The following is a 21,882-nucleotide window of genomic DNA, read 5'->3' as shown; positions in this document are numbered from 1 at the left end:
GGTTAGGCGAACGCCTCCACCGGCGGGCAGGAACAGACCAGGTTGCGGTCGCCGTAGGCCGCGTCGATGCGGCGCACCGGCGGCCACACCTTGGGTCGGAACGCCTTGCCCAGCGGGTAAGCCGCCTGCTCCCGGGTGTACGGGTGCGACCAATCCTGCACCAGCAACGATTCGGCGGTGTGCGGAGCACCGCGCAGCGGGTTGTCGTCCACCGGCCACTGTCCCGAACCGACCTTGTCGATCTCGGCCTTGATGGCGATCATCGCGTCGCAGAACGCGTCCACCTCGGCGATGCTCTCGCTCTCGGTCGGCTCCACCATCAGCGTGCCGGCCACCGGGAAGCTCATGGTCGGTGCGTGGAAACCGAAGTCCGCCAACCGCTTCGCCACATCGTCGACGGTGACGCCGGTGGCCTTGGTGATCGGATTGAGGTCCAGGATGCACTCGTGGGCCACCATTCCGTTCTCACCGGTGTAGAGCACCGGGAAGTACTCGTCGAGGCGGCGGGCGACATAGTTTGCCGAGGCGATCGCGGTCAGCGACGCCGCCCGCAGTCCCTTACCGCCCATCATCCGGATGTAGGTCCAGGTGATCGGCAGGATCGACGCCGACCCGTACGGGGCCGCCGACACCGTGTAGTCGTCGCCCAGCTCGTCGGCCAGCGGATGCCCGGGAAGATAAGGCGCCAGGTGGCTGCGCACCGCGACCGGTCCGACGCCGGGCCCGCCACCGCCGTGCGGGATGCAGAACGTCTTGTGCAGGTTCAGGTGGCTGACATCGCCGCCGAAGCGGCCCGGTCGGGCCAGTCCGACGAGGGCGTTGAGGTTGGCGCCGTCGACGTAGACCTGCCCGCCGGCGTCGTGCACGGCGGCGCAGATGTCGGCGACGTCGTGCTCGTAGACGCCGTGGGTCGACGGGTAGGTGATCATCAGCGCCGCCAGCCGGTCGGCGTGCTCGGACACCTTGGCGCGCAGATCATCCAGGTCGACGTCACCGTTGGCGCGGCATTTCACCACCACCACGCGCATACCGACCAGGGCCGCGGAGGCCGCATTGGTGCCGTGCGCGCTGGACGGGATGAGGCAGACATTGCGATCGGGTTGACCGTTGGCACGGTGGTAGGCCTGGATGGCCAGCAGGCCGGCGTACTCCCCCTGCGATCCGGCGTTGGGTTGCAACGAGATCTCGTCGTAGCCGGTGATACCGGTCAGCCAGGTCTGCAGATCCGCGATCAGCCGGCGCAGTCCCGGGTTGTCCGAGGCCGGGGCGAACGGATGCTGCTTGGCGAACTCGGGCCAGGTGATGGGCTCCATCTCGGCGGCCGCATTGAGCTTCATGGTGCACGAGCCCAGCGGGATCATGCTGCGGTCCAGCGCGATGTCCTTGTCCGCCAGGGAGCGCAGGTAACGCATCATCGAGGTCTCGGTGCGGTACCGGTGGAACGCCGGGTGGGTCAGGAATTCCGATGTGCGGGTGGCGATCACGGTGTCGGCGGGCTCGACCGGGGCGACGCCGAAGGCCTGCAGCACGGCCGCCACATGGGCCTCGGTGGTGGCCTCGTCACACGCCACCGACACGTGATCGGCGTCCACCCGCCACAGGTTGATGCCGGCGGCCTTGGCCGCGGCGACGATCTCGTCGGCCCGGCCCGGCACCTTGGCCAGCACGGTGTCGAAGAACGCCTCGTGCACCAGCGAATCACCCAGGGCCGCGGCGATCCTGCGGGCGTGCCCGTGCACGCGGGTGGCGATGGTCTTGAGTCCGCCGGCGCCGTGGTAGCTGGCGTACATGGCGGCGATCACGGCCAGCAGCACCTGCGCGGTGCAGATGTTGCTGGTCGCCTTGTCCCGGCGGATGTGCTGTTCGCGGGTCTGCAGGCTGAGCCGGTAGGCCGCTGTCCCGTCGGCGTCCTGGGAGACACCGACCAGGCGGCCGGGCAGCTGCCGGGCGTGCTTGGTGTGCACCGCCAGGTAACCGGCGTGCGGCCCGCCGAATCCCATCGGCACACCGAAGCGCTGGGTGGTGCCGAACGCGACGTCGGCGCCGAAGTCACCGGGCGGGGTGGTCAGCGTCGCGGCCAGCAGGTCGGTACCGACGGCGACCAGCGCACCGCGCTCGTGCGCGTCGGCGACCAGATCCGACCAGTCGTGGATACGGCCGCTGGCGCCGGGCAGCTGGACGATGACGCCGAAGAAGTCACCCTCGGGCAGACCCTCGCGCAGGTCGGCGGTGACGATCTCGATGCCCAGCGGTTCGGCGCGGGTCGCGATCACCGCGGCGGTCTGGGCGTAGACGTCGACGTCCACGGCGAGCCGGTTCGACGAACTCTTCACCGCGCGGTGCATCAGGGTCATGGCCTCGGCGGCGGCGGTGCCCTCGTCGAGCATCGAGGCGTTGGCGACGTCGAGTCCGGTCAGGTCGCTGACCATGGTCTGGAAGTTCAGCAGGGCCTCCAGGCGACCCTGGCTGATCTCGGGCTGGTAGGGCGTGTAGGCGGTGTACCAGGCCGGGTTCTCCAGGATGTTGCGCTTGAGCACCGGCGGGGTCAGCGTGTCGAAGTACCCCTGCCCGATCATCGACACCGCGACGGTGTTGGAGTCGGCCAGCGCACGCAGTTCGGCCAGCGCCTCTTCCTCGGTGGCCGGCGGCGGCAGCTGCTCCAGGCCGGGCGCCATACCGTCGGCGCCGACCTTGTCGAGGATGCCGGCAGGCAGTGCCTTGTCGGCCAGTTCGTCGAGAGAACCGACGCCGATGACGCCGAGCATGGTTTCGATGGCATCGGCATCGGGCCCGATATGGCGGGCAACGAAACCGGACGAGGTGGAGGGCACATCAGGTGACACAAAGTCTCCCCGGGTCGAGGTGGGCGCCGCGAAGCGCGTCCTCTCCCTCTGTCGGGGCGCCTGAGAGATTCGGCCGGGCGGCCTTTCCCCATGGGCGGGTGCGCGGGGCACCGCTTTCCAGAGGCATCGTGGCCGTGCGCGGTCCTGGGTGCCTGAGAGGTTGACGGAGAGGTGTTGCTCCTTCGGCGTCCGTGGCTGGCGGCCACGAAGCTCTCCCGCGCGCGGGCGATGCGTAGGAGAGTTTACCCGCGGGCCGCGAGCGTGCGCACACTCAGCCCGACACGCCGCGGCGCGGGCCGCAGACACGCACGGTCGCCGGGAAAAGCTAGCCGATCTTGCGGTCGCGGCTCTTACGCCGCGAGGCGAGTTCGTCCTCGGGCGCGGCGATGGACTCGCCGCCGTCGGCGCGTTCGCCGGGGAAGTCGGCGATCGCCCCGGTCAGTTCCCGCATGGCACCCGACACCGCGATACCGAATACGCCCTGTCCGCCCTGCAGCAGGTCGACGACCTCTTCGGCCGAGGTGCACTCGTACACCGTGGTGCCATCGGAGAACAGCGTGATGTTGGCCAAATCCTGCACGCCGCGCTGGCGCAGATGATCGACGGCCACCCGGATGTTGTGCAGCGAGATGCCGGTGTCCAGCAGTCGCTTGACGATCTTGAGGACCAGGATGTCCTTGAACGAGTACAACCGCTGGCTGCCCGACCCGGCGGCGCCGCGGATCGAGGGCACCACCAGCGAGGTGCGCGCCCAATAATCCAGCTGTCGGTAGGTGATGCCGGCGATCTGGCAGGCACTCGGCCCGCGGTAGCCGACCAGTTCGTCGGGCACGGAATCATCGGGGAACAGGCCGCCCTGGACGGGCTCACCGACCACCCTGTTCATCGGCGCCGCCGACGCGTCCGTCGAAGACAGGTCCAGCTCCCCCTGATGTGGCGTGCGTGGCGTGTCGCCCACAGTCCATCCTCTCGCCGATCGCTCCCGGGGTCGTGACCGCACCACGGGCTCGAATGTGTCGAGCATACGCTCAACACAGTGCCGCTACTGCTCGTCGTCGATCAAAATTATGGCTGCCCGCTGCACTCGCCGCTCACACACGCACCGCGTGTCGACATCACGAGACGCATCCGTGATCTTGGTCAGGTCGCCTTGAAGTCATCGGGCGACACACTGTCGAGGAACTCCTTGAACTTCTCCACCTCGTCCTCGCGCACCGGCTCGGCCGAGTCCTCGTCGTTCTCATCCGGGATCAGCAGTCCGGCCTCGGCCAGCACCGATTCCTCGACATAGATCGGCACTCCGACCCGCAACGCGATGGCCACCGAATCCGACGGCCGGGCCGAGACCTTGATATCGCGGTCGAAGATCAGATCCGCATAGAAGGTGCCCTCCTGCAGATCCACGATGCGCACCTCTTTGAGCGAATGCCCGAGTGCGGCAATGAGATCCCGGATCAGGTCATGGGTCTGCGGGCGCGGCGCCTCGATGCCCTGCTGCTCGTGGGCGATCGCCTGGGCCTCGGGCTGGCCGATCCAGATGGGCAGATAGCGGTCGCCGTTCGCCTCGCGCAGGAGCAGCACCGGCTGATTCTGGGGCTGCTCCACGCGAATACCGACAACCCGAACCTCACCCATCGCCTGCCTGCCTTCCGCGAAGAAGCCGTCTTGGAAAAGTCTAGTCCTCAACGGTCGAGAACGTCGCGCACCGCGGACTTGATCAGCGACGTGTGCAACGTGATCGCCAATGCCGCCACCTCACGGGCCAGGTCGTCGGCGCGGTCACGCGCGCCGGCCTTGCCGGCCGCGGCCACCGGACCGGCGATCTGGGCGATCAGATCCGACTGCCGGTCGGCGGCCGACCGGAAGGCCCGCAGGTGCCGTGGCTCGACCCCGTAGTCGGCCAGCGCCCGGGCGCACTGCGCGATGGTCACCGAGTGTTCGTCGAACAGCCCGGCCGGGCCGGGTTTGATGACACCGGCGGTGACGAGCGCCGACAGCATGGCGTTGTCGATCCCGGATCGGGCCAGCAGATCCTCGCGGCTCAGCCGCACCTGCGCCGGGGCGACATCACCGGGTCCGTCGGCGGTGTCGCCGGAAACCTGCACCAGCCGCGGTGCGGCGTAGGCGGTGCCGGTGGCCGGCAGTTCACCGTCGGGTTGGGCGTCCAGTTGGGCCTTGATGACCTTCAGCGGCAGGTACTGATCACGCTGCGCGGTGAGGACGAACCGCAGGCGCGCGCAGTCGTAGGCGGTGAACCGCCGATAACCGGCCGCGGACCGCTGCGGCGTCACCAGCCCCTCGGCCTCCAGGAACCGGATCTTGGAGATGGTGACGTCCGGGAAGTCCGGGCGCAGCAGATCCAGCACTGCTCCGATGGACATCCCGGCGGGCACCGGGTCCGGTTGGGTCATCTGGTCCTCGCGGATGAGCTCCGGCCGTCAGCCGGCATCCTCGGTCTTCGGCCCGGTCAAGAAGACCAACCGGAACTTGCCGATCTGCACCTCGTCGCCGTTGGCCAGCACCGCCGAGTCCACCGGCTCGCGGTTGACGTAGGTGCCGTTGAGGCTGCCGACGTCGACGACCTGGAACTCACCGGACTCCAACCGGAACTCCGCATGGCGACGGCTGACCGTCACGTCATCGAGGAAGATGTCGCTGTCGGGATGCCGACCGGCCGACGTGGTGGCCTGGTCGAGCAGGAAGCGCGAGCCCGCGTTCGGGCCCCGCTTGACGACGAGAAGCGCCGAACCCGCAGGCAATCCCTCGACGCCCGACACCGAGCTCTCGGTGCCGGTGCTGGCCGGGGCATCCAACTCGTTGAGGAAATCCGCGCGGAAAACCGAGGTCGTCTCCACTGTGACTTCGTCGGACTGGTCGGCCTGAAAGTTGCTGTTCTCCGTCACCCGCTGCTCCTCTACTGGCTGCTGTGGCGTGCCTGGCCGGCGGCCGGTGGTGGACCTCCGGCCGTCATTGCGTCTCACGTCGACCGTACCGCGCCGGGCAGGCCGTTGGGTCCGCCACCGCCGGATCCGTCTGACGCGTACGTGGTCACGCCTATCCCTGATGAACCGATCCGCAGAACCCTAACAACACCTACTCGGGAAGGATTGCCCGGTAGCCGTCTGCGTCCAGCAGATCCGGCAGCGGGCCTGGTTCGGCAGCGGTCTCGGTCTGCAGTTCGACCAGCCAGCCGGCACCGTAGGGGTCGGAGTTGACCAGCTCCGGGTTGCCTTCCAGCTCACCGTTGACCGCAACGACTTTCGCGGTGATCGGCGCGTACAGGTCCGACAGCGACTTGGTGGATTCGACCTCACCGAACGTGTCGCCGGCGGTGACCGCGGCGCCGACATCGGGCAGCTGGACGAACACGACATCGCCGAGCGCGGCCTGCGCGTAATCGGTGATGCCCACCCGCACGGTGTCCTCACCGGTGCGTCGCACCCACTCGTGTTCGGCGGTGTACTGCAGGTCGGACGGGATCTCGCTCACGGGGCTCCTTCGGTGCAGGCTCGAGCGGGGTTATTTGACGGGCTGAGCGTATTGGCGAGGTTTCGGTTGCCGCAAGGCGGTCACCTCGATGGTCTCGGACTGGGTGACGGTCATGGTGCCGCCGACCCGCTTGACGCTGTCCATAGCGCCGCCGGGAATGTTGAGCGCCGCCGCCAGCGTCGGCGGATCGCCAATGGCCAGAACCGAATACGGTGACCCGAGGGTCACCTCGTCGACCACCAGCGCGCCGGGCGCGCCGACCACCCAGGTGTCCACGCCGACCCGGACCGGCTGACCGCCGGCACCGCGGATCTCCATGGCCTCCGCACCGGCGGCGCGCAGTTCGTTGATGACGTCGAGCATGGTCTCCGGCGACACCCCGCGGGCGGTGTCGTCGATGGCGATCGTCACCCCCGGGCCGACCGCCGCGACGGTCCCGATCAGGATCGACAGCGCGGCGAGCCGGGCCTGCGCGTTCTCGATCGCCGCCTGATCGCTGGTACCCGAGGCCTGCAGGGAGTTCAGCGTCTGCTGCAGGTCGGCGACCTCGGTGTTGAGGGCCGCCTCGCGCTGCTGCAACGAATCCAGCAGCACCAGCAGATCGGCCGGGCGTGCCGAGTCCAGCGAGTCGCCCGAGGACGTCTGCCGCACCTGGGTGGCGATGGCCACGCCCAGCACCAGGCACAGCAGCACCCCGAGCGTGCCGAACACCAGTTGGGACCGGCTGCCGCGCGCCCCGGTGGCCGCGTCCGGCGGCAGTTCGTGGCGGCCGTGTTCGGGTTCTTCGTGGGCGGCGTGCTCGGCCATCGCTACGCCCCGAACAATCGGCGGCGCAGCGCGGCGGCGTTGCCGAAGATCCGGATACCGAGCACCACGATGATCGCGGTGGACAATTGCGTGCCGACCCCGAGTTGATCACCGACATAGACGATCAGCGCGGCCACCAGCACGTTGAACACGAAGGACACGACGAACACCTTCGAGTCGAAGATGCGCTCCAGATAGGCCCGTAGACCGCCGAACACCGCATCCAGTGCGGCGACCACGGCGATCGGCAGATACGGCTGGATGGCCTCGGGCACGCCGGGGTGGAACACCAACCCGAGCACGATGCCGACGACGAGCGCGGCGATTCCGATCATGTCTGTCTCACCAGGTCATGGCCCAATCTCTGTGGCGAAGCGGATGTCTCGGACCGAGCCCCCCGGCACGCTCAGCGCCTCACCGGTACTGACCGTAACCCCGACGCCGTAGGACTGCTGCAGCAGCATCAGCCGCTGCATGCCGGGGCTGCGGTCGAAGACGTCCTGCATGGCGTGCGGCGGACCGAGGGCGACGACGTCATAGGGGCTGGCGATCGGCCGGTTGTCGACCAGGATGCCGCCACCGGCGTGCCGGATGGTGACGCCGGGCCCGAGCCGGACACCGCCGACGGACACCGCCTCGGCACCGCCGACCCACAGCGAGTTGACCACCAGCTGCAGGTCGCGATCCAGGATCACCTGCTGGCTGCCCGCGACGCGTTGTTTGGTGACGTCGGTCAGATCCCGCGACACCCCGGGGTCGGTCACGGTCACGGTCAGTCCGGGTCCGAGCGCGGGTGTGACGGACGCGGCGAATTCGGCATCGTCGAGTTCGGCCAGCAGCGCGCGGCCCTGTTCGTCACCGGCCAGCCGGCTGCGGCGTTCGGCCTCCACCCGGATCGCCAGATCATCGCGGGTGGTCTCCACCGCGGCCGTGCGGGTGTCGGCGGCGCGGACACTGTCGGCCAGCACCTGCTGGGTCTGCCGGTTGGCCGGGGCCAGCGACTGTGCCTGCGAGGCCGCCGCGGCAAACACCGCGGCCACGGTCAACCCGGCCAGCACCGTCCACGCCCAGCCGTGCCCGCGGCGCTGCGGGTCGCGCGCCCGCGCCTCGGCGGCGGCGGCATAACCCGGGTCGAGGTGATCGGTGAGCAGGGAGCGCAACAGCGACGGGACCGGAATGCGTTGCGGGGCACCGGCTTCGTGGGCGTTGAGGCCGGCTTGCGGGTTGTAACCACCCAGTGAGCTCCTGCGCTCAGCCATCGGCGGCGGACCCCGTTCGCGGCCGCTGCCGCAGCACCATCCCCACCTGGATCAGGTAAAGCACCGCCGACCACAGGTACAGCGCCAGCCCCCAGATCAGAAACGCCCACCCGCATGCCAGGATCACCCGGCTCCACAACGCGTCGAACTGGCCCAGCAGCACCAGCGGCAGACCGGACATCAGCGCAAACGTCGCGGCCTTGCCCAGATAGGTGACCGGCAGCGCGGTCAGCCCGCGGGCGCGCAGCAGCGGCAGCGTCGCGGCCAGCAGCAGATCGCGTCCCAGCAGCACGACCACGAACCACCACGGCACGACGTCGGCCAGTGCCAGGGCCACCGGTGTGACCACCATGTAGATGCGGTCGACGGCGGGGTCGAGCAGCTCACCGAGCCGCGAGGACTGGTTGTCGACCAGCCGGGCGATCTTGCCGTCCGCCCAGTCGGAGAATCCGCTGAACATAAGGATCGCCACCGCCCAGCCGGTGGCCTCGGCGACCAGCAGCAGGTACAGGAACACCGGCACCAGGATCAGCCGGATCACCGACAGCGCGTTGGGGATCGTCAGCACCCGATCGCGGTCCGCGCTGCGCTGAGCCGGATCTCCCGTCGCTCCGCTCCCCCGGGTCATAGCCTTCAGAACCTAGCGGAACACACCCGGCAGGCTCAGCGCCGACATGGCGTTGTCGGCCAGCGGATCGTCGTGGATCATGTACGTCCACGTCGAGGTCGGCCGTGCCAACCGGGTCAGGTCAAAGCCGGTGTCACCGTCGACGATGTTGGCCGTGTCGAAGGTCTGCTGGGCCGCTTCGATGGCATCGGCGGCCAGCGAGGCGAACGCGTCGACCGCCATCCGGTGGAACTCGTCGAGCGGGCTCTGGTTGCCCAGGGCGCGCAGGCTGATGCTCTCCCGGATGTCGGCCAGATACGCCAGGTGATCGGCCCAGCCGCGGTCCAGGTGGTACAGCATGATCAGCCGGCAGATCTCCTCCAGCCGTTCCTCGGAGACCAGTTCGGCGATCTGCTCGTAGCGCTTGGGCGACCGCTCGGCGAGCTCCTCGCGCGCGGCCGAGGTGCGCAGCAGGGTGTTGCGCCGGTCCACCAGGATGGCGCGCTGCTGGGCGGTCAGCTGGTTGTAGCGCCAGGTGTTGGCGTGCAGATCCAGGGTCTTGCCCTCGGCCACCCGCTGCGCGTGGTCGAGCAGCGCGCCGGCCTTGGGGCTGGTGACCTTGCCGTTCTCGTCGGTCTGCAGCGGCAGCTTGTTCGGTTCCAGGTGGGCGACGACGACATCGTCCTCCCAGCTGGAGAAGAACACCGACGAGCCGGGGTCGCCCTGCCGTCCGGCGCGGCCGCGCAGCTGGTTGTCCAGTCGCTCGGTGTAGTGCCGCCCGGTGCCGATGACGTGCAGGCCACCGAGTTCGGCGACCTGTTCCTTCTCGGCGGCGTCCTCGTCGACATCGGAACCACCGAGCCGGATGTCGGTGCCGCGGCCGGCCATCTGGGTGGACACCGTGACCCGTCCGCGCGCGCCGGCTTCGGCGATCACAGCCGCCTCCTCGGCATCGTTCTTGGCGTTCAGCACCACCGCCGGAATACCTGCTTTGACCAGCCGCTCGTGCAGCTCCTCGGATTCGGCGACATCGCGGGTACCGACCAGGATCGGTTGCGAGGTGGCGTGGACCTCGACGATGTGTTCGACGATGGCGTCGTTCTTGGCGGCGACCGTGATGTACACCCGGTCGGCCTCGTCCTCGCGCACGTTCGGGGTGTTCGGCGGGATCGGTGACACACCCAGCTTGTAGAACTGGCGCAGCTGTTCACCGGCCGCCAGCGCGGTGCCGGTCATCCCGCACACCCGTGGGTAGCGGTTGATCAGCGCCTGCACCGTGATGGTGTCGAGCACCTCACCGGTCTCGGTGATGTCGATGCCCTCCTTGGCCTCCACCGCCGCCTGCAGGCCGTCGGGCCAGCGCTGCAGCGAGGCGATGCGACCACGCGAGGCGTTGATCAGGTGCACCGCGTCATCGCGGACGATGTAGTGCACATCGCGCTCCAGCAGCACGTGAGCGTGCAGCGCGACGTTGATCTCGGTGAGCGTGGTGCCGACGTGTTCCTCGGAGTACAGGTCGATTCCGCCGAGCTTGGATTCCAGCTTGCGGGCTCCGGCATCGGTGAGCTGCACATTGCGACGGTCGGCGTCGGTCTCGTACTCGACGCCCTCGCGCAGGTCACCGACCATCCGGATGATCTCCAGCCGGGGCGACTCGCGATGCGATGTGCCAGCCAGCACCAGCGGCACCAGCGCCTCGTCGACGAGCACCGAGTCGGCCTCGTCGATCAGCGCGACATCCGGGCTCGGGGAGACCAGGTCGTCGACGGAGATCACCAGCTGATCGCGCAGCACGTCGAATCCGATCTCGTTGACCGAGCCATAGGTGACGTTGCAGGCGTAGGCGTCTCGGCGCTGCTCGGGCGTGGAGTCGGCGGTGATCCAGCCGACGGTGAGGCCCAGCGCCTCCAGCAGTGGGCCCATCCAGCCGGCGTCGCGTCGGGCCAGGTAGTCGTTGACCGAGATGACGTGCACGCTGCGGCCACCGATGGCATAGCCGGCGGCGGCGATCGCGCCGGCCAACGTCTTGCCCTCACCGGTGGCCATCTCGACGACATCGCCGGCCAGCATGCGCAGCGCGCCGAGCAGCTGAACGTCGAACGGCCGCAGCTCGATCGACCGTTCGGCAGCCTCCCGGACCAGGGCCAGGAACTGCGGGATGTCGGAGGAGTCCGCGAGGTCCTCGAGGTTCAGCAGACCCGCGGCTTTACGCAGCTGCTCGTCATCGAGGCCGGCGGCCTTGTCGTCGAACTTGGCCGAGGCGCGCACCTGCGCCATGGAGCGCGCCTGATCCTTGTCGGTGCTCGCGCCGAGCAGCTTCCAGAATCGGTTACTGATCCGTCCGGACTTGGACGCCTTCGAGGTCTTGGAACTCACAGCCACAGTCATACGGTACGCGGGAGCGGCCCGGCGTCCGCAGCGCCGTACAGGGGTCCCGTGCTGCGCGAACCATCGCCCGATGACCAGCGACGCGTCCCTCCCGGCGAGCCGCCGGTGCACCGACCGGAAACGGGCGCCGGACCACCGGTGAACTCACCGGTGTCGGCGACGCCCCGTGGCACGCTCCCGACAGCCACACGCGGTACCTTGCCCGCATGGAGATGTTCACCCCGACCCTCGACTGGGGCGATGAGCTGTTCACGTCGCTGATCTGGATCGCGAGGGCGTGGGCCATCGCGGCGGTGAGCACCCTGATCGTGCTGTACCTGTTGGGGAAGTTCACCACCTGGGGCCGGCAGTTCTGGCGCGTCACCGGCAGCTACTTCACCGGCCGGGAATCGTGGAAGGTCTGGCTGTGGCTGGGCGCGATCCTGCTGTCGGTGATCGCCGGGGTGCGCATCGACGTGCTGCTCAGTTTCCAGGGCAACGACATGATGAGCGCCGCACAGGTCGCGGTGCAGGGACTGTCCGGCGGCGACGAGGCGGTGCGGCAGTCCGGTGTCGACGGGTTCTGGTTCGCCATCTGGACCTTCGCGGTGCTGGCCACCATTCACGTCACCCGGGTGATGCTCGACCTGTTCATCACGCAACGGTTCATGTTGGCCTGGCGCGCCTGGCTCACCGGTCGGCTGACCAACGACTGGCTCGACGGCAAGGCCTATTACCGCAGCCGCTTCATCGATGACACCATCGACAACCCGGATCAGCGCATCCAGGCCGATATCGACATCTTCACCGCGAACATCGGTCCGTTGCACAACACGCCGAACAACACCAGCGGTGCCACGCTGCTCTTCGGAGCGATCGAGGCCATCGCCTCGGTGATCTCGTTCACCGCGATCCTGTGGAATCTGTCCGGCAACTACGTGATGTTCGGCATCGACGTCCCGCGGGCCATGTTCTGGATCGCCATCGTGTACGTGCTCATCGCGACCGTCATCGCGTTCTGGATCGGCCGCCCGATCATCCGTCTGACGTTCGACAACGAGAAGTACAACGCCGCGTTCCGTTACGCGCTGGTGCGGTTGCGCGACGCCTCGGAGTCGGTGGCGTTCTACCGCGGCGAGGTCGCCGAGCGGGTGCAGTTGCGCAAGCGGTTCGCACCGATCGTGTCGAACTACAAGCGCTACCTGAACCGGTCGATCGGGTTCTACGGATGGAACCTCACGGTCAGCCAGATCATCAATCCTCTGCCGTGGATCATCCAGGCGCCGCGGTTGTTCGCCGGTGAGATCCAGCTCGGCGATGTCTCGCAGACCTCGTCGGCGTTCGGCAGCATCCAGAACTCGCTGTCGTTCTTCCGTAACTCCTATGACGCGTTCGCCGGCTGGCGGGCGTCGATCATCCGTCTGCACGGCCTGGTGATCGCCAACGAGGAGGGCCGCGCGCTGCCGGAGCTGAACGTCGAGCCGTGCGGCAGCTGCCCGGTCGAGATCCGCGATATCGATGTGCGCACCCCCGCCGGTGAGGTGCTGATCGAGGATCTGAACCTGGAGATGTATCCCGGGGACACCCTGATCATCACCGGTCAGTCGGGCACCGGTAAGACCACCCTGCTGCGCAGCCTGGCCCAGCTGTGGCCGTTCACCACCGGGACGCTGCGCTGCCCGGACGGGATCAACGAGACGATGTTCCTGTCGCAGATGCCGTACGTGCCACTCGGTGATCTGCGCGCCGTGGTGTCCTATCCCAAGGGACCCGAAGAGCTGTCCGACGAGGAGCTGATCGACGCGCTGAACAAGGTGTCGCTACCGCAGTGCTCGCGGCGGCTCTCGGAGGTGGCCGACTGGGTCAAGGTGCTCTCACCGGGCGAGCAACAGCGCATCGCCTTCGCGCGGGTGCTGTTGACCAAGCCGCGGGTGGTGTTCTTCGACGAGGCCACGTCCGCGCTCGACGAGGGCCTGGAGTACACCATGTACGACCTGATCCGCCGCGAGCTGCCGGACACCATCCTGGTCAGCGTCACCCACCGCAGCACGGTGGGCCAGCATCACGAGAAGCATCTGCACCTGCTCGGCGGTGGCGAGTGGGTGCTCGGCGACGTGGACGCCTCTACCGGCAAGCCGCGCCAGCCCGAGCCCCAGTAGGACCACGCGCCCAACCTGAGGTCGATGGCGTGAGATCGCCGGAATTGCGCCATCGAGTTCAGATTCGGCGACGGCTACCGGGCGGCCGCGTGCCTGCCGGCGCGGCGGCCGAAGAAGGAGCCCTCACCCAGTTGCACGCCACTGGCATACCCCTTGGCGTCGCGGGCGATATTGGATGCGCAGGCACCGGCGGCGTACAGGCCGGGCACCGCGGCGCCCGCGCCGTCGAGCACCTCACCGTCGAGTGAGACCGTCAACCCGCCCATGGTGAACCCGGAGTACATCGCCACCCCGAGGGTCAGATCGAACACCGCGTACGGACCGGTGTCCTGGGCGGCCAGGTAGTCGGGCTGCTTGTGGAAGTCCGGGTCGACGCCGACCGCGGCGTTGGCGTTGTAGCGCTCCAGGGTGGCGGCCAGGTTACCGGCCGGGATGTCCAGCGCTGACTCGATCTCGGCGACCGTCTCGTAGCCGTCGATGAACTTGATCAGCGGCATCTCCGGCATCTGCATGTGCGCCTCGTCGACCACCAGATAGGCAGCCTGGTCGCGCTGTTCGAGCACGAAAGCCGAAGTGCGCGAATGATAGGAATCCTCGTTGACGAAACGCCGGCCGTCCTTGTTGACGATCACCCCGGTCAGCAGGATCTCCGGCGGGTAGGCCGCGGCCGTGATGAACGCTTGATCCAAGTTCTTGGCCACCCCGCCGACGGAGACACCCAGCTTGATGCCCAGACCGTCATCGTTCGGGTTGCCCAGGATGTAGGGCGCGACCATGCCGTGGTGCTTGGTCTTGCGCTCCTGCCCCAGCTCCGGGGTGTACTGCGCCACCATCTCGGGATTCATCGCGAATCCGCCTGCGGCGATGATCACCGACTTCGCCTTGACCGCACCGGTTTCGGTGAAGTGTTTCCACTTCACCCCGACAACGGAGTTTCCGTCGTCGACGACGAGGTTGGTGGCACCGGTCTCGTAGCGGAATTGCACCCCGAGTTCGGCGGCCCGCTTGAGCAGCAACTGGATCACCATGTCGGCACCGCCGAGTTCGCCGGGCACGGGCACCGAGTGACCGCGCGGTGCGGGCTTGGCCTGTTCGATGAACGGCCACACCTTCTCGTTGCCGGTGTAGGACAGTCCCTCGGTGCCCGGCGGGACCACCACCTTGCCCGGGTAGTAGCTGCGCTCGAACTGAAAGCCTAGTGCCTCAAGCCAATCGAAGTGCGCGACGCTGCCGTCGCAGTAGGCGCGGATCTTGTCCAGCTCGGGGTCCTCGGTCACCGCGACCAGGTACTTGTACATCTCTTCGGCGGTGTCCTCGTGCCCGGTGGCCTGCTGCACGGCGGTGCCGCCGCCGAGATAGAAGTGCCCGCCGGCCATCGAGGTGGTGCCCCCGGCGGCGGCCGCGCGTTCCAGCACCAGGACGCGGGCACCGGCCTCTGCCGCACTCACCGCCGCACAGCCGCCGGCGATCCCGAAGCCGAGGACCACGACGTCGACATCATCGGACCAGGTGCTCACCTCGGCGACGCCGACGGTGTCCGGGATCTGTTGCAGGGTCATCTGTGTCTCCTCGGGCGCGTCACTGCTGCTGCTGTTTGATGTGGTCGAAAAACGCCTGGATATCGGCCGGGATATAGGCGATTTCGAGGTACGGCACGCCGGCCTGCGCGCCCCCGACATACCCGAACCGCATGCCGCCGGGCATCACGCCGCGGGTGAGCACGTCGGCACCGGCTTCCTCGGCGGCACGTAGCGCGGCCTCGAAGGCGTCCTCGTCGGGCACCGCGGTGCAGATGTGGTGCAGCCCGGGCCCGGCGTCGTCCAAGAATTCGGTGTAGATGCTGTCACCGTCGGTCGGGGCGATCAGCTCCAATTGCATGTTGCCGGCGTAGCTGAGCGAGATGTCGGCGGTGAATTCCGCCGGACGACCGCGGTGCGTGCAGTTGTCCGGGCCGAAGTGCACCCCGGGCATCCGGAACCACGTGCGGGCACCGAGCAGTGCGGTGAGCATCTGCTCGGTGGCGTCGAGATCGCGGGTCACCCAGGCAACCTGGACAGGTGTCTGATGAAGCATCGCAGTGAGGATATCGCCAGCACGCGGCGATGGCTAGAACAGGTTCTAGTTTGGCTCCGAGCGGCCGCTCAACAGGTCGAGCAGCAGATCGATCTGAGCGTCGAACACCGCCCGCGGATCGGTCAACGTGTCAGCGCCGTACTGACCGAAAACCTCCAGGCTGATCGCTCCGACCAGCGCCGACCACACCACCAGACACCTGCTCATCAACCGGTCACCGCCGGGGAAGTCGAACTCCCGGCGGATACCGTCGAAATCCGATGACACCGGTTCGCCGAGACGCCCGGTCGGATCCGGTACCGCGTCGGCGCGCGCCCCCTCGGCCACCACCGCGAACAGCCTGGCGACCACCCGGGTGCCGGGACCCACCGTCAGCTCCGCGGGCGCGTGATAGCCCGGCACCGGACTGCCGTAGAGCAGCGCCCAGCGTGCGGGTTCGTCCACCGCCCATCGACGCGCGGCGTGCGCCAGCGCCCGCAGGCGCAGATCCCAGGCCGCGGCGGCCGCAGTGGCGTCATCCACCGCGTCGGCCAAATCGGTGTAGGCGTCCACCAGCAGCAGGGTCAGCAGATCATCACGACTGGCCACGTAGCGATAGACGGCCGAGGAGACCATGCCCAGGTCACGGGCGATGGCGCGTAACGACAGGCCGGCGGCGCCGTCGGTGACCAGGTGGCGACGACCCACCTCGACGATCTGGGCCTCGATCCGGTCTCGGGCCAGTTGTCGCTTACCCACGCCGTCAGTCTGCCACAAACGAGAGCGGTGCTCTTGAAATCCTTCACCGAGGATGCCATCGTGATAACGAGAGCACCGCTCACACTTTTGAAGGAGTGCAGATGACCGTCCGTTATGACCGACCCGACCGCTTCGCCCGTGCGGGCAACACCGTGATCCGCCACCTCGCCGAGCTGGGCATCGAACTCGCCGGCAGCCGGGCCCTGCGGGTGCGTGGGCGCAAGACCGGTCAGTGGCGCTCGGTGGTGGTGAACGTGTTGACCGTCGATGGCCGTGACTATGTGGTGGCCACCCGGGGCAACACGCACTGGGTGCGCAACGCCCGGGCCGCGGGCACGGTGCAGACCGGGCCGCGATGGCACCGCACCCAGCTACGCGTGGTGGAGATCGCCGACGCAGACAAGCCCGATCTGATCAGGCGCTATCTGGACCGCTGGTACTGGGAGGTCAAAGGTCACGCCGGTGGGTTGACACCCGCGTCGACGGATTCGGAGGTCAGGGAGATCGCCGCCTCGATACCGGTGTTCGAACTGGCCGGCTGAGTCGCCACCGCCTCGCGGATGCGCGGCACGGTCGACTGCCAGGACACCGCGGTCGGGGCGCCGCCCCAGGTGCTGTTGAACAGGCCGACGATCACCGCGCTGCCGTCGGGAGCCAGGACGTAGACCGGCCCCCCGGAATCACCCTTCTGGCTGACCACACCGTCCTTCATGGTGAACCACCCGTTGTTCACCGAGGCGACGGTCCCGCAGCTCTCGCCGGTGACGACACCGAAGTGACAGACCGGCTGGCCCGGCTGCTGCACCGGCAGCGCCTGGTCCATCTTGAGCGCGCGGCCGCCGGGCAGCACCGTGTTGACCTGGACATCGGGATGCAACGTGATCGCGCCCCAGTCGGAGATCTGATGATCGCCGGTGACGGTTGCGCCGTCGGGAGTGTTGTCATCCGAAAGCGCCATCGCGCCGACGACGTTGCCGAAGCGGTCCGTCACCGGCCCCGCACCGCGGCAGTGACCGGCGGTGAACGCCACGCGCGCGGCCGGGTCCACGAAACCCAGCGTGCACAGCGTGCCACCCTGCCTGATCTCCATGCCGGGGTGCACCGTGACGGCGGGATTCGCGCCGGCGGCAGCCGGGGCGACGACGGTGCCCACCACAGCGGCGGCCGCCGCGATCATCGTTCCGAACAGCCGTGCGCGCATCCAGCCCTCCGATCCTCCCCACCCCTCTCGGACGACGCTACCGGGGTGCTGTCAGGTGAATCGGATAACGGTCAGATCTCGTTACACCACCCGTTACGTAACGACACGCGTGTCACACCTGTCACAGCAGTCACAGGCATTAGGGCGCGTGAAGCCCCGTGGCGGTCAGGAATCGAACCCGAGACCGAGCTTGTCGAGGGCGCGCAACAGCAGGTTGCGCCTGCCCTCGGAATGGTCGGCGCGATCCAGCGACCAGCGCGTCGCCTGGATGCCCACCGACGCCAGCGGCTCGGGAGGAAACGGCAGCGGCCGCGTGCGGACCATCTCCAGCTCGGTGCGCTCCGTCGGCGTCCCCGCCAGCAGATCCAGGCACACATCGGCGGCGAACCGCGTCGCCCCCACCCCCAGCCCGGTGAACCCGTTGACGTACGCGACGCGGCCACGGTGCGCGGTGCCCCAGTGCGCACAGAAGCGGGTGTTGGTGTCGATGGCGCCGGCCCATCGATGGCTGAACCGGATGTCGTCGAGTTGAGGGAAGGTTACGAAGAAGTGCTCGGCGAGCCTGCGGTAGGTCTGTCGACGGTCCTCATAGGACGGATCGACGCGGCGGCCGAAGTGATAGATGGCGTCATACCCACCCCACACGATGCGGTTGTCGGCGCTGAGCCGGTAGTAGTGGAACTGGTTGGCACAGTCGCCGACGCCCTGGCGGCCGGCCCAGCCGATCCGGTCCAACTGGGCGGGTGTCAGCGGTTCGGTGGCCAGCACGTAGTCATACACCGGCACCGTGAACCAGCGATTGCGGCGAACCAGGCTCGGGAACACATTGGTGGCCAGCACCACCTGGCGCGCCGTCACCACCGCGGACCCCGCCTCCACGCGCAGACCCGTGGCGGTCGAGCGCAACGATGTCGCCCGGGTCTGCTCGTGGATCTGCACACCGGCCTCTCGGCAGGCCCGGGCCAGTTCGACCGCCAGCTTCCCCGGGTGCACCAGGGCACAACTGTCGGGCGCGAACAGACCGGCCCGATAGGTCGGCGAATTCACCTGGGCGCGCACCTGCTCCTGATCGAGGAAGCGGCCCTCCCCGGCCGCGGCCGCCTCCGACAGCCACTCCACCTGATGGGCTTCGGTGGCCACCGACAGCATGCCGGTGCGCTCCCACTCCGCATCCAGACCGAGTCGGGCGATATCGGCGGCCATCCCGTCCAGGTTCTGCCTGCCCAACGCTTCGAGCGTGGCGAACTCGCCTGCCCACCTTGACTTTCCGTTCTCGGCCCCGTGGGTCAGGCTGGCGTCGACGAAGCCGCCGTTGCGGCCGGACGCAGCCCACCCGATCCGGTCGGCCTCGATCAGCACGATCGTGCGCCCCGGGTAGCGTTCGGCGGCGTGCAGTGCCGCCCACAAGCCGGTGTAGCCGCCGCCGATCACCAGCAGGTCGCAGGTCTGCGAACCACTGAGCCGGGGGTGGTCCGGGCGCCGGATGTCCAGCCACATCGGGCCGAACGTGCTTGCGGCAAGCGATCGTTCGACCAGACCAGGATCGACGTCGGCATCGAAGACGGTTCTCACACCCGCACCCTACGTGGTCGGCCCACGATCCGCGGACGCTTCAGGACGCGACGCTGTGCGCCGGTGGGCGCACCTCGCGCGGCGCCCATCCGGGCGGACCGAACGCGTACCCCAGCTTGTCCCGCCACCGACGGGCGCGGCGCACATCGCGCGCTATCGCGACGTACTCGTGGGTCTGCAGCTTCCAGATGTTGTAGGTGTCCACCTGTTTGGTCAAACCGTAGTGCGGCCGGAACAACTCGTCCTGATACGTGCCGAACAGCCGATCCCACACGATGAGGATCCCGCCGTAGTTCTTGTCCAGATACTCCGGATCCATCCCGTGGTGCACCCGATGGTGCGACGGTGTGTTGAAGATGAATTCGATTGGCCGCCACAGCCGATCGATGCGCTCGGTGTGCACCCAGAACTGGTAGATCAGATTCAGCGAGAAGCTCGCGAACACCATCCACGGCGGAACACCCAACAGCGGCAGCGGTATCCACATCAGGATCTCGCCGCTGTTGTTCCACTTCTGCCGCAACGCGGTCGCGAAGTTGTAGTACTGGCTGGAGTGGTGCGCCTGATGGGTGGCCCAGATCAGCCGGACCCGGTGCGCGACGCGGTGATACGTGTAGAACAGCAGATCGACCCCGAGCAGCGCGATCACCCAGGTGTACCACCGGTCGGCGGGCAGCTGCCACGGCGCCAGGTAGGCGTAGATGGCCGCGTAGCCCAGCAGGGCGCCGGCCTTCCAGGCCGCGGTGGTCGCCACCGAAACCAGACCCATCGACAGGCTGGTCCACGCGTCGCGCCGTTGATAGGCGCCGGCGGGGTCGCGGTCATCGGACTCCAGATGCTCGAGCCGGTGGGCGGCCGACCACTCCAGCACCAGCAGCAGCACGAAGAACGGGACCGCGAACAGCACCGGGTCACGCATCGGCGCGGGCAGCGCATCCAGCATCCCGACGACGGCGTCCATGCCAGGAGCCTATAGCCGGTGCGGCCCGCGTCACATATCCGGTTCAGCGGAAGCTGAGCACCTCGTCCCCCCAGGTGCTGCGCTGCAGATGATCGGGGTCGACGACCACCTCGTCGGTGCGCCCGATCACCAGGTTCGCGCGGTCGTCGGGACGGTAGGCCCGCCACGTCGGCGCGCCGTCGACGTCCGGACCGGACCCCGCCGCGAAGTTGCACCAGCGCGCCCGCATGCGGCGCGACACCTCGGTGCCCGCGGCCAGCCCGCCGAGCTTGAAGGTCGGATCCATCCGGCCCGCGACCAGGTTGCCCCAGACGTAGGGCAGTTCGGTGGCGTGCGCACCGCCCAATCCCACCGCCCGCAGCATCGGGGTGGACCAGTCGAAGCGATACATGTGCACCGGCGCGACGCGGTGGTGGCCTTCGGCGAACCAGATCGAGGGCATCCGGAACCCGACATCACGTGCCACCCCGAGACCGGGTTTCTTCCCGCGGCCCCGGTAGACCTCGCCGATCTGGGATTCGCTCGGAATCGGCAGGTCGGGCTGTTCGGCGGCGATCGCGGCGAACATTGCGGTGATCGACTGTGTGGTGATCGGCAGCAGCGGTGAGCGCATCCACCGGAAGAGGGCGGCCTCGTGCTGGTTGGTACCGATGATCAATGGCACCGGCAGCGTGCCACCGGCCTGGGCGACCCGCACCGGATAGTCGGGCACCACGTCGCCATCGACGATCGGCGCGAAGGCCAGCGTGCCCGGCGACAGTCGCGGCACATCGTCGAACAGCTGCTTGGACGCCGCGACGAGCGCGGTGACCGGCACCTGCGTCAGCTGACCCGCCTGACGCGCCGACATCCCCAATTCGTTGAGGAACTGCGCACCGGTGCGCTGCGCCCTGGACTGGTCATAGACCGAGGTGACCGGCGAGCTCTGCGCGATGGCGCGGCCGAACAGACCCTGCGCGGCGGGACTGGCCATCAAAGTGGTGACGATCCCGCCGCCGGCCGACTCACCGAACAGGGTCACCCGGTCAGGGTCTCCACCGAAGTTCGCGATGTTGTCGCGCACCCAGCGCAGCGCGCACAGCACGTCACGCAGCCCAAGATTGGTCTCGAAACCGTCGCCGAGCCAGGACAGGTCCAGGAAACCGAAGGCACCGAGACGGTAGTTCACCGTCACCACGACCACGTCACCGTCGGCGGCCAGGGTGCGTCCGTTGTAGAGCGGCTGGGCGCTGGAGCCCAGCACGTAGGCACCGCCGTGCACCCACACCAGCACGGGTGTTGCCGCGCCACGGTCCGCTGACGGCCCGCCCCTGCGCCAGATGTTCAGCGTCAGGCAGTCATCACCTTGCGAGGCACCGAGATTGAGGGGCACCTTCGGATCTGTCGGCTGCGGGCACACCGGGCCCACCCGGGTGGCATCGGCGGGCTCGTGCCACGACTGCGGCGGTTGCGGTGCCCGCCAGCGCAGGTCGCCGACCGGTGCCGCGGCGTAACGCACGCCGAGCCACTGGGTGACGACGCCGTCGGTGCTGCCGCGGACGGGGCCGTACTGGGTGTCGACGACGGCCTCGTCGCCGACCGCAATGCGCGTTTCGGTCACGTGATCCATAGTGGCACCGCGGTTCGCGTGCGCACCGATTGGTGATGCGACCCATAGTTCGGATGTGGGCCGGCCGCCGGTTTGACAGCACCGTGACAGCCGACGGCAGCGAGGTCGACAGTGCCGGCCGTCACGTCGCACCGGCCGGTGATTGGCGTGTGCCAGAGCGGCTTTCGCCGACCCGGCCGTACGGCTGGCCCGCGTCG

At 68.3% G+C, this 21,882-nt stretch carries 20 protein-coding genes and 2 riboswitches; of the genes, 2 read left to right on the top strand and 18 right to left on the bottom strand.

Going from position 1 to position 21,882, the window contains the following annotated elements; translation table 11 throughout:
• Positions 1-2: 2 nt before the first annotated feature.
• From gcvP to secA2, 11 genes are all read right to left on the bottom strand, one after another.
• Positions 3-2,831, bottom strand: a complete 2,829-nt coding sequence (gene gcvP, locus ACWDUN_RS16695; RefSeq protein WP_449930669.1) for an aminomethyl-transferring glycine dehydrogenase — start codon at positions 2,829-2,831, stop codon at positions 3-5.
• Between the two features lie 50 nt (positions 2,832-2,881).
• Positions 2,882-2,972, bottom strand: a riboswitch (glycine riboswitch).
• Positions 2,973-3,071: riboswitch (glycine riboswitch) on the bottom strand.
• Between the two features lie 97 nt (positions 3,072-3,168).
• Entirely contained in the window at positions 3,169-3,801 is a 633-nt protein-coding gene (locus ACWDUN_RS16690) for a MerR family transcriptional regulator (protein ID WP_449930469.1), read from the bottom strand.
• 182 nt (positions 3,802-3,983) lie between these two features.
• Complete coding sequence (locus ACWDUN_RS16685) at positions 3,984-4,478, bottom strand: bifunctional nuclease family protein (RefSeq protein ID WP_449930467.1); 495 nt, start codon at positions 4,476-4,478, stop codon at positions 3,984-3,986.
• A gap of 47 nt (positions 4,479-4,525) precedes the next feature.
• Positions 4,526-5,254 carry a transcriptional regulator FtsR gene (gene ftsR / locus ACWDUN_RS16680; protein WP_449930465.1) on the bottom strand — a complete coding sequence of 243 codons (729 nt, stop codon included), beginning with the start codon at positions 5,252-5,254 and terminating at the stop codon, positions 4,526-4,528.
• A gap of 27 nt (positions 5,255-5,281) precedes the next feature.
• Positions 5,282-5,746: a glycogen accumulation regulator GarA gene (gene garA, locus ACWDUN_RS16675; RefSeq protein ID WP_449930463.1), complete on the bottom strand. Its 465-nt coding sequence runs from the start codon at positions 5,744-5,746 to the stop codon at positions 5,282-5,284.
• A gap of 190 nt (positions 5,747-5,936) precedes the next feature.
• Positions 5,937-6,332: a glycine cleavage system protein GcvH gene (gene gcvH, locus ACWDUN_RS16670; RefSeq protein ID WP_449930461.1), complete on the bottom strand. Its 396-nt coding sequence runs from the start codon at positions 6,330-6,332 to the stop codon at positions 5,937-5,939.
• Positions 6,333-6,362: 30 nt separating this feature from the next.
• Complete coding sequence (locus ACWDUN_RS16665; protein WP_449930459.1) at positions 6,363-7,139, bottom strand: DUF881 domain-containing protein; 777 nt, start codon at positions 7,137-7,139, stop codon at positions 6,363-6,365.
• A 2-nt stretch (positions 7,140-7,141) separates the two neighbouring features.
• Positions 7,142-7,474, bottom strand: a complete 333-nt coding sequence (locus ACWDUN_RS16660; RefSeq protein WP_449930457.1) for a small basic family protein — start codon at positions 7,472-7,474, stop codon at positions 7,142-7,144.
• Between the two features lie 15 nt (positions 7,475-7,489).
• Positions 7,490-8,398 (bottom strand): DUF881 domain-containing protein, encoded by a 909-nt coding sequence (locus ACWDUN_RS16655; protein WP_449930455.1) that lies wholly within the window; start codon positions 8,396-8,398, stop codon positions 7,490-7,492.
• Complete coding sequence (locus ACWDUN_RS16650; RefSeq protein WP_449930453.1) at positions 8,391-9,026, bottom strand: CDP-alcohol phosphatidyltransferase family protein; 636 nt, start codon at positions 9,024-9,026, stop codon at positions 8,391-8,393. The genes ACWDUN_RS16655 and ACWDUN_RS16650 overlap by 8 nt, the downstream gene beginning before the upstream one ends.
• Before the next feature lie 12 nt (positions 9,027-9,038).
• A complete protein-coding gene (secA2, locus tag ACWDUN_RS16645) occupies positions 9,039-11,381 on the bottom strand; it encodes an accessory Sec system translocase SecA2 (RefSeq protein WP_449930667.1) in 2,343 nt (780 codons plus the stop codon).
• A 218-nt stretch (positions 11,382-11,599) separates the two neighbouring features.
• Here secA2 and ACWDUN_RS16640 point away from each other — a divergent pair, with 218 nt between their 5' ends.
• The gene (locus tag ACWDUN_RS16640; protein ID WP_449930451.1) at positions 11,600-13,531 is read left to right on the top strand and encodes an ABC transporter ATP-binding protein/permease; all 1,932 of its coding nucleotides are present in this window, start codon (positions 11,600-11,602) and stop codon (positions 13,529-13,531) included.
• A 74-nt stretch (positions 13,532-13,605) separates the two neighbouring features.
• Here ACWDUN_RS16640 and ACWDUN_RS16635 read toward each other — a convergent pair whose 3' ends face one another.
• The 3 genes from ACWDUN_RS16635 to ACWDUN_RS16625 are packed head-to-tail and all read right to left on the bottom strand — an operon-like array spanning position 13,606 to position 16,342.
• Positions 13,606-15,090 (bottom strand): FAD-binding protein, encoded by a 1,485-nt coding sequence (locus ACWDUN_RS16635; RefSeq protein ID WP_449930449.1) that lies wholly within the window; start codon positions 15,088-15,090, stop codon positions 13,606-13,608.
• Between the two features lie 19 nt (positions 15,091-15,109).
• On the bottom strand, positions 15,110-15,604 hold the full coding sequence (locus tag ACWDUN_RS16630) for a VOC family protein (protein ID WP_449930447.1): 495 nt from the start codon (positions 15,602-15,604) through the stop codon (positions 15,110-15,112).
• Positions 15,605-15,649: 45 nt separating this feature from the next.
• The gene (locus tag ACWDUN_RS16625) at positions 15,650-16,342 is read right to left on the bottom strand and encodes a TetR/AcrR family transcriptional regulator (RefSeq protein WP_449930445.1); all 693 of its coding nucleotides are present in this window, start codon (positions 16,340-16,342) and stop codon (positions 15,650-15,652) included.
• Positions 16,343-16,443: 101 nt separating this feature from the next.
• On the opposite strand from ACWDUN_RS16625, the gene ACWDUN_RS16620 reads away from it, so the two are divergent.
• Positions 16,444-16,884 (top strand): nitroreductase/quinone reductase family protein, encoded by a 441-nt coding sequence (locus ACWDUN_RS16620; protein WP_449930443.1) that lies wholly within the window; start codon positions 16,444-16,446, stop codon positions 16,882-16,884.
• Here the strand turns inward: ACWDUN_RS16620 and ACWDUN_RS16615 are convergent.
• The 4 genes from ACWDUN_RS16615 to ACWDUN_RS16600 form a co-directional block, all read right to left on the bottom strand.
• Positions 16,797-17,543: an Rv1815 family serine proteinase gene (locus ACWDUN_RS16615; RefSeq protein WP_449930441.1), complete on the bottom strand. Its 747-nt coding sequence runs from the start codon at positions 17,541-17,543 to the stop codon at positions 16,797-16,799. The two genes, ACWDUN_RS16620 and ACWDUN_RS16615, sit on opposite strands and share 88 nt — an antisense overlap.
• Before the next feature lie 165 nt (positions 17,544-17,708).
• Positions 17,709-19,115: an NAD(P)/FAD-dependent oxidoreductase gene (locus tag ACWDUN_RS16610; RefSeq protein ID WP_449930439.1), complete on the bottom strand. Its 1,407-nt coding sequence runs from the start codon at positions 19,113-19,115 to the stop codon at positions 17,709-17,711.
• 40 nt (positions 19,116-19,155) lie between these two features.
• Complete coding sequence (locus ACWDUN_RS16605) at positions 19,156-20,076, bottom strand: sterol desaturase family protein (protein WP_449930437.1); 921 nt, start codon at positions 20,074-20,076, stop codon at positions 19,156-19,158.
• 43 nt (positions 20,077-20,119) lie between these two features.
• A complete protein-coding gene (locus tag ACWDUN_RS16600; RefSeq protein WP_449930435.1) occupies positions 20,120-21,685 on the bottom strand; it encodes a carboxylesterase/lipase family protein in 1,566 nt (521 codons plus the stop codon).
• Between the last annotated feature and the right edge of the window lie 197 nt (positions 21,686-21,882).

The organism is Mycobacterium sp. NPDC003323 (assembly GCF_053589535.1).
This window is presented reverse-complemented; position numbering and strand designations above follow the sequence as displayed.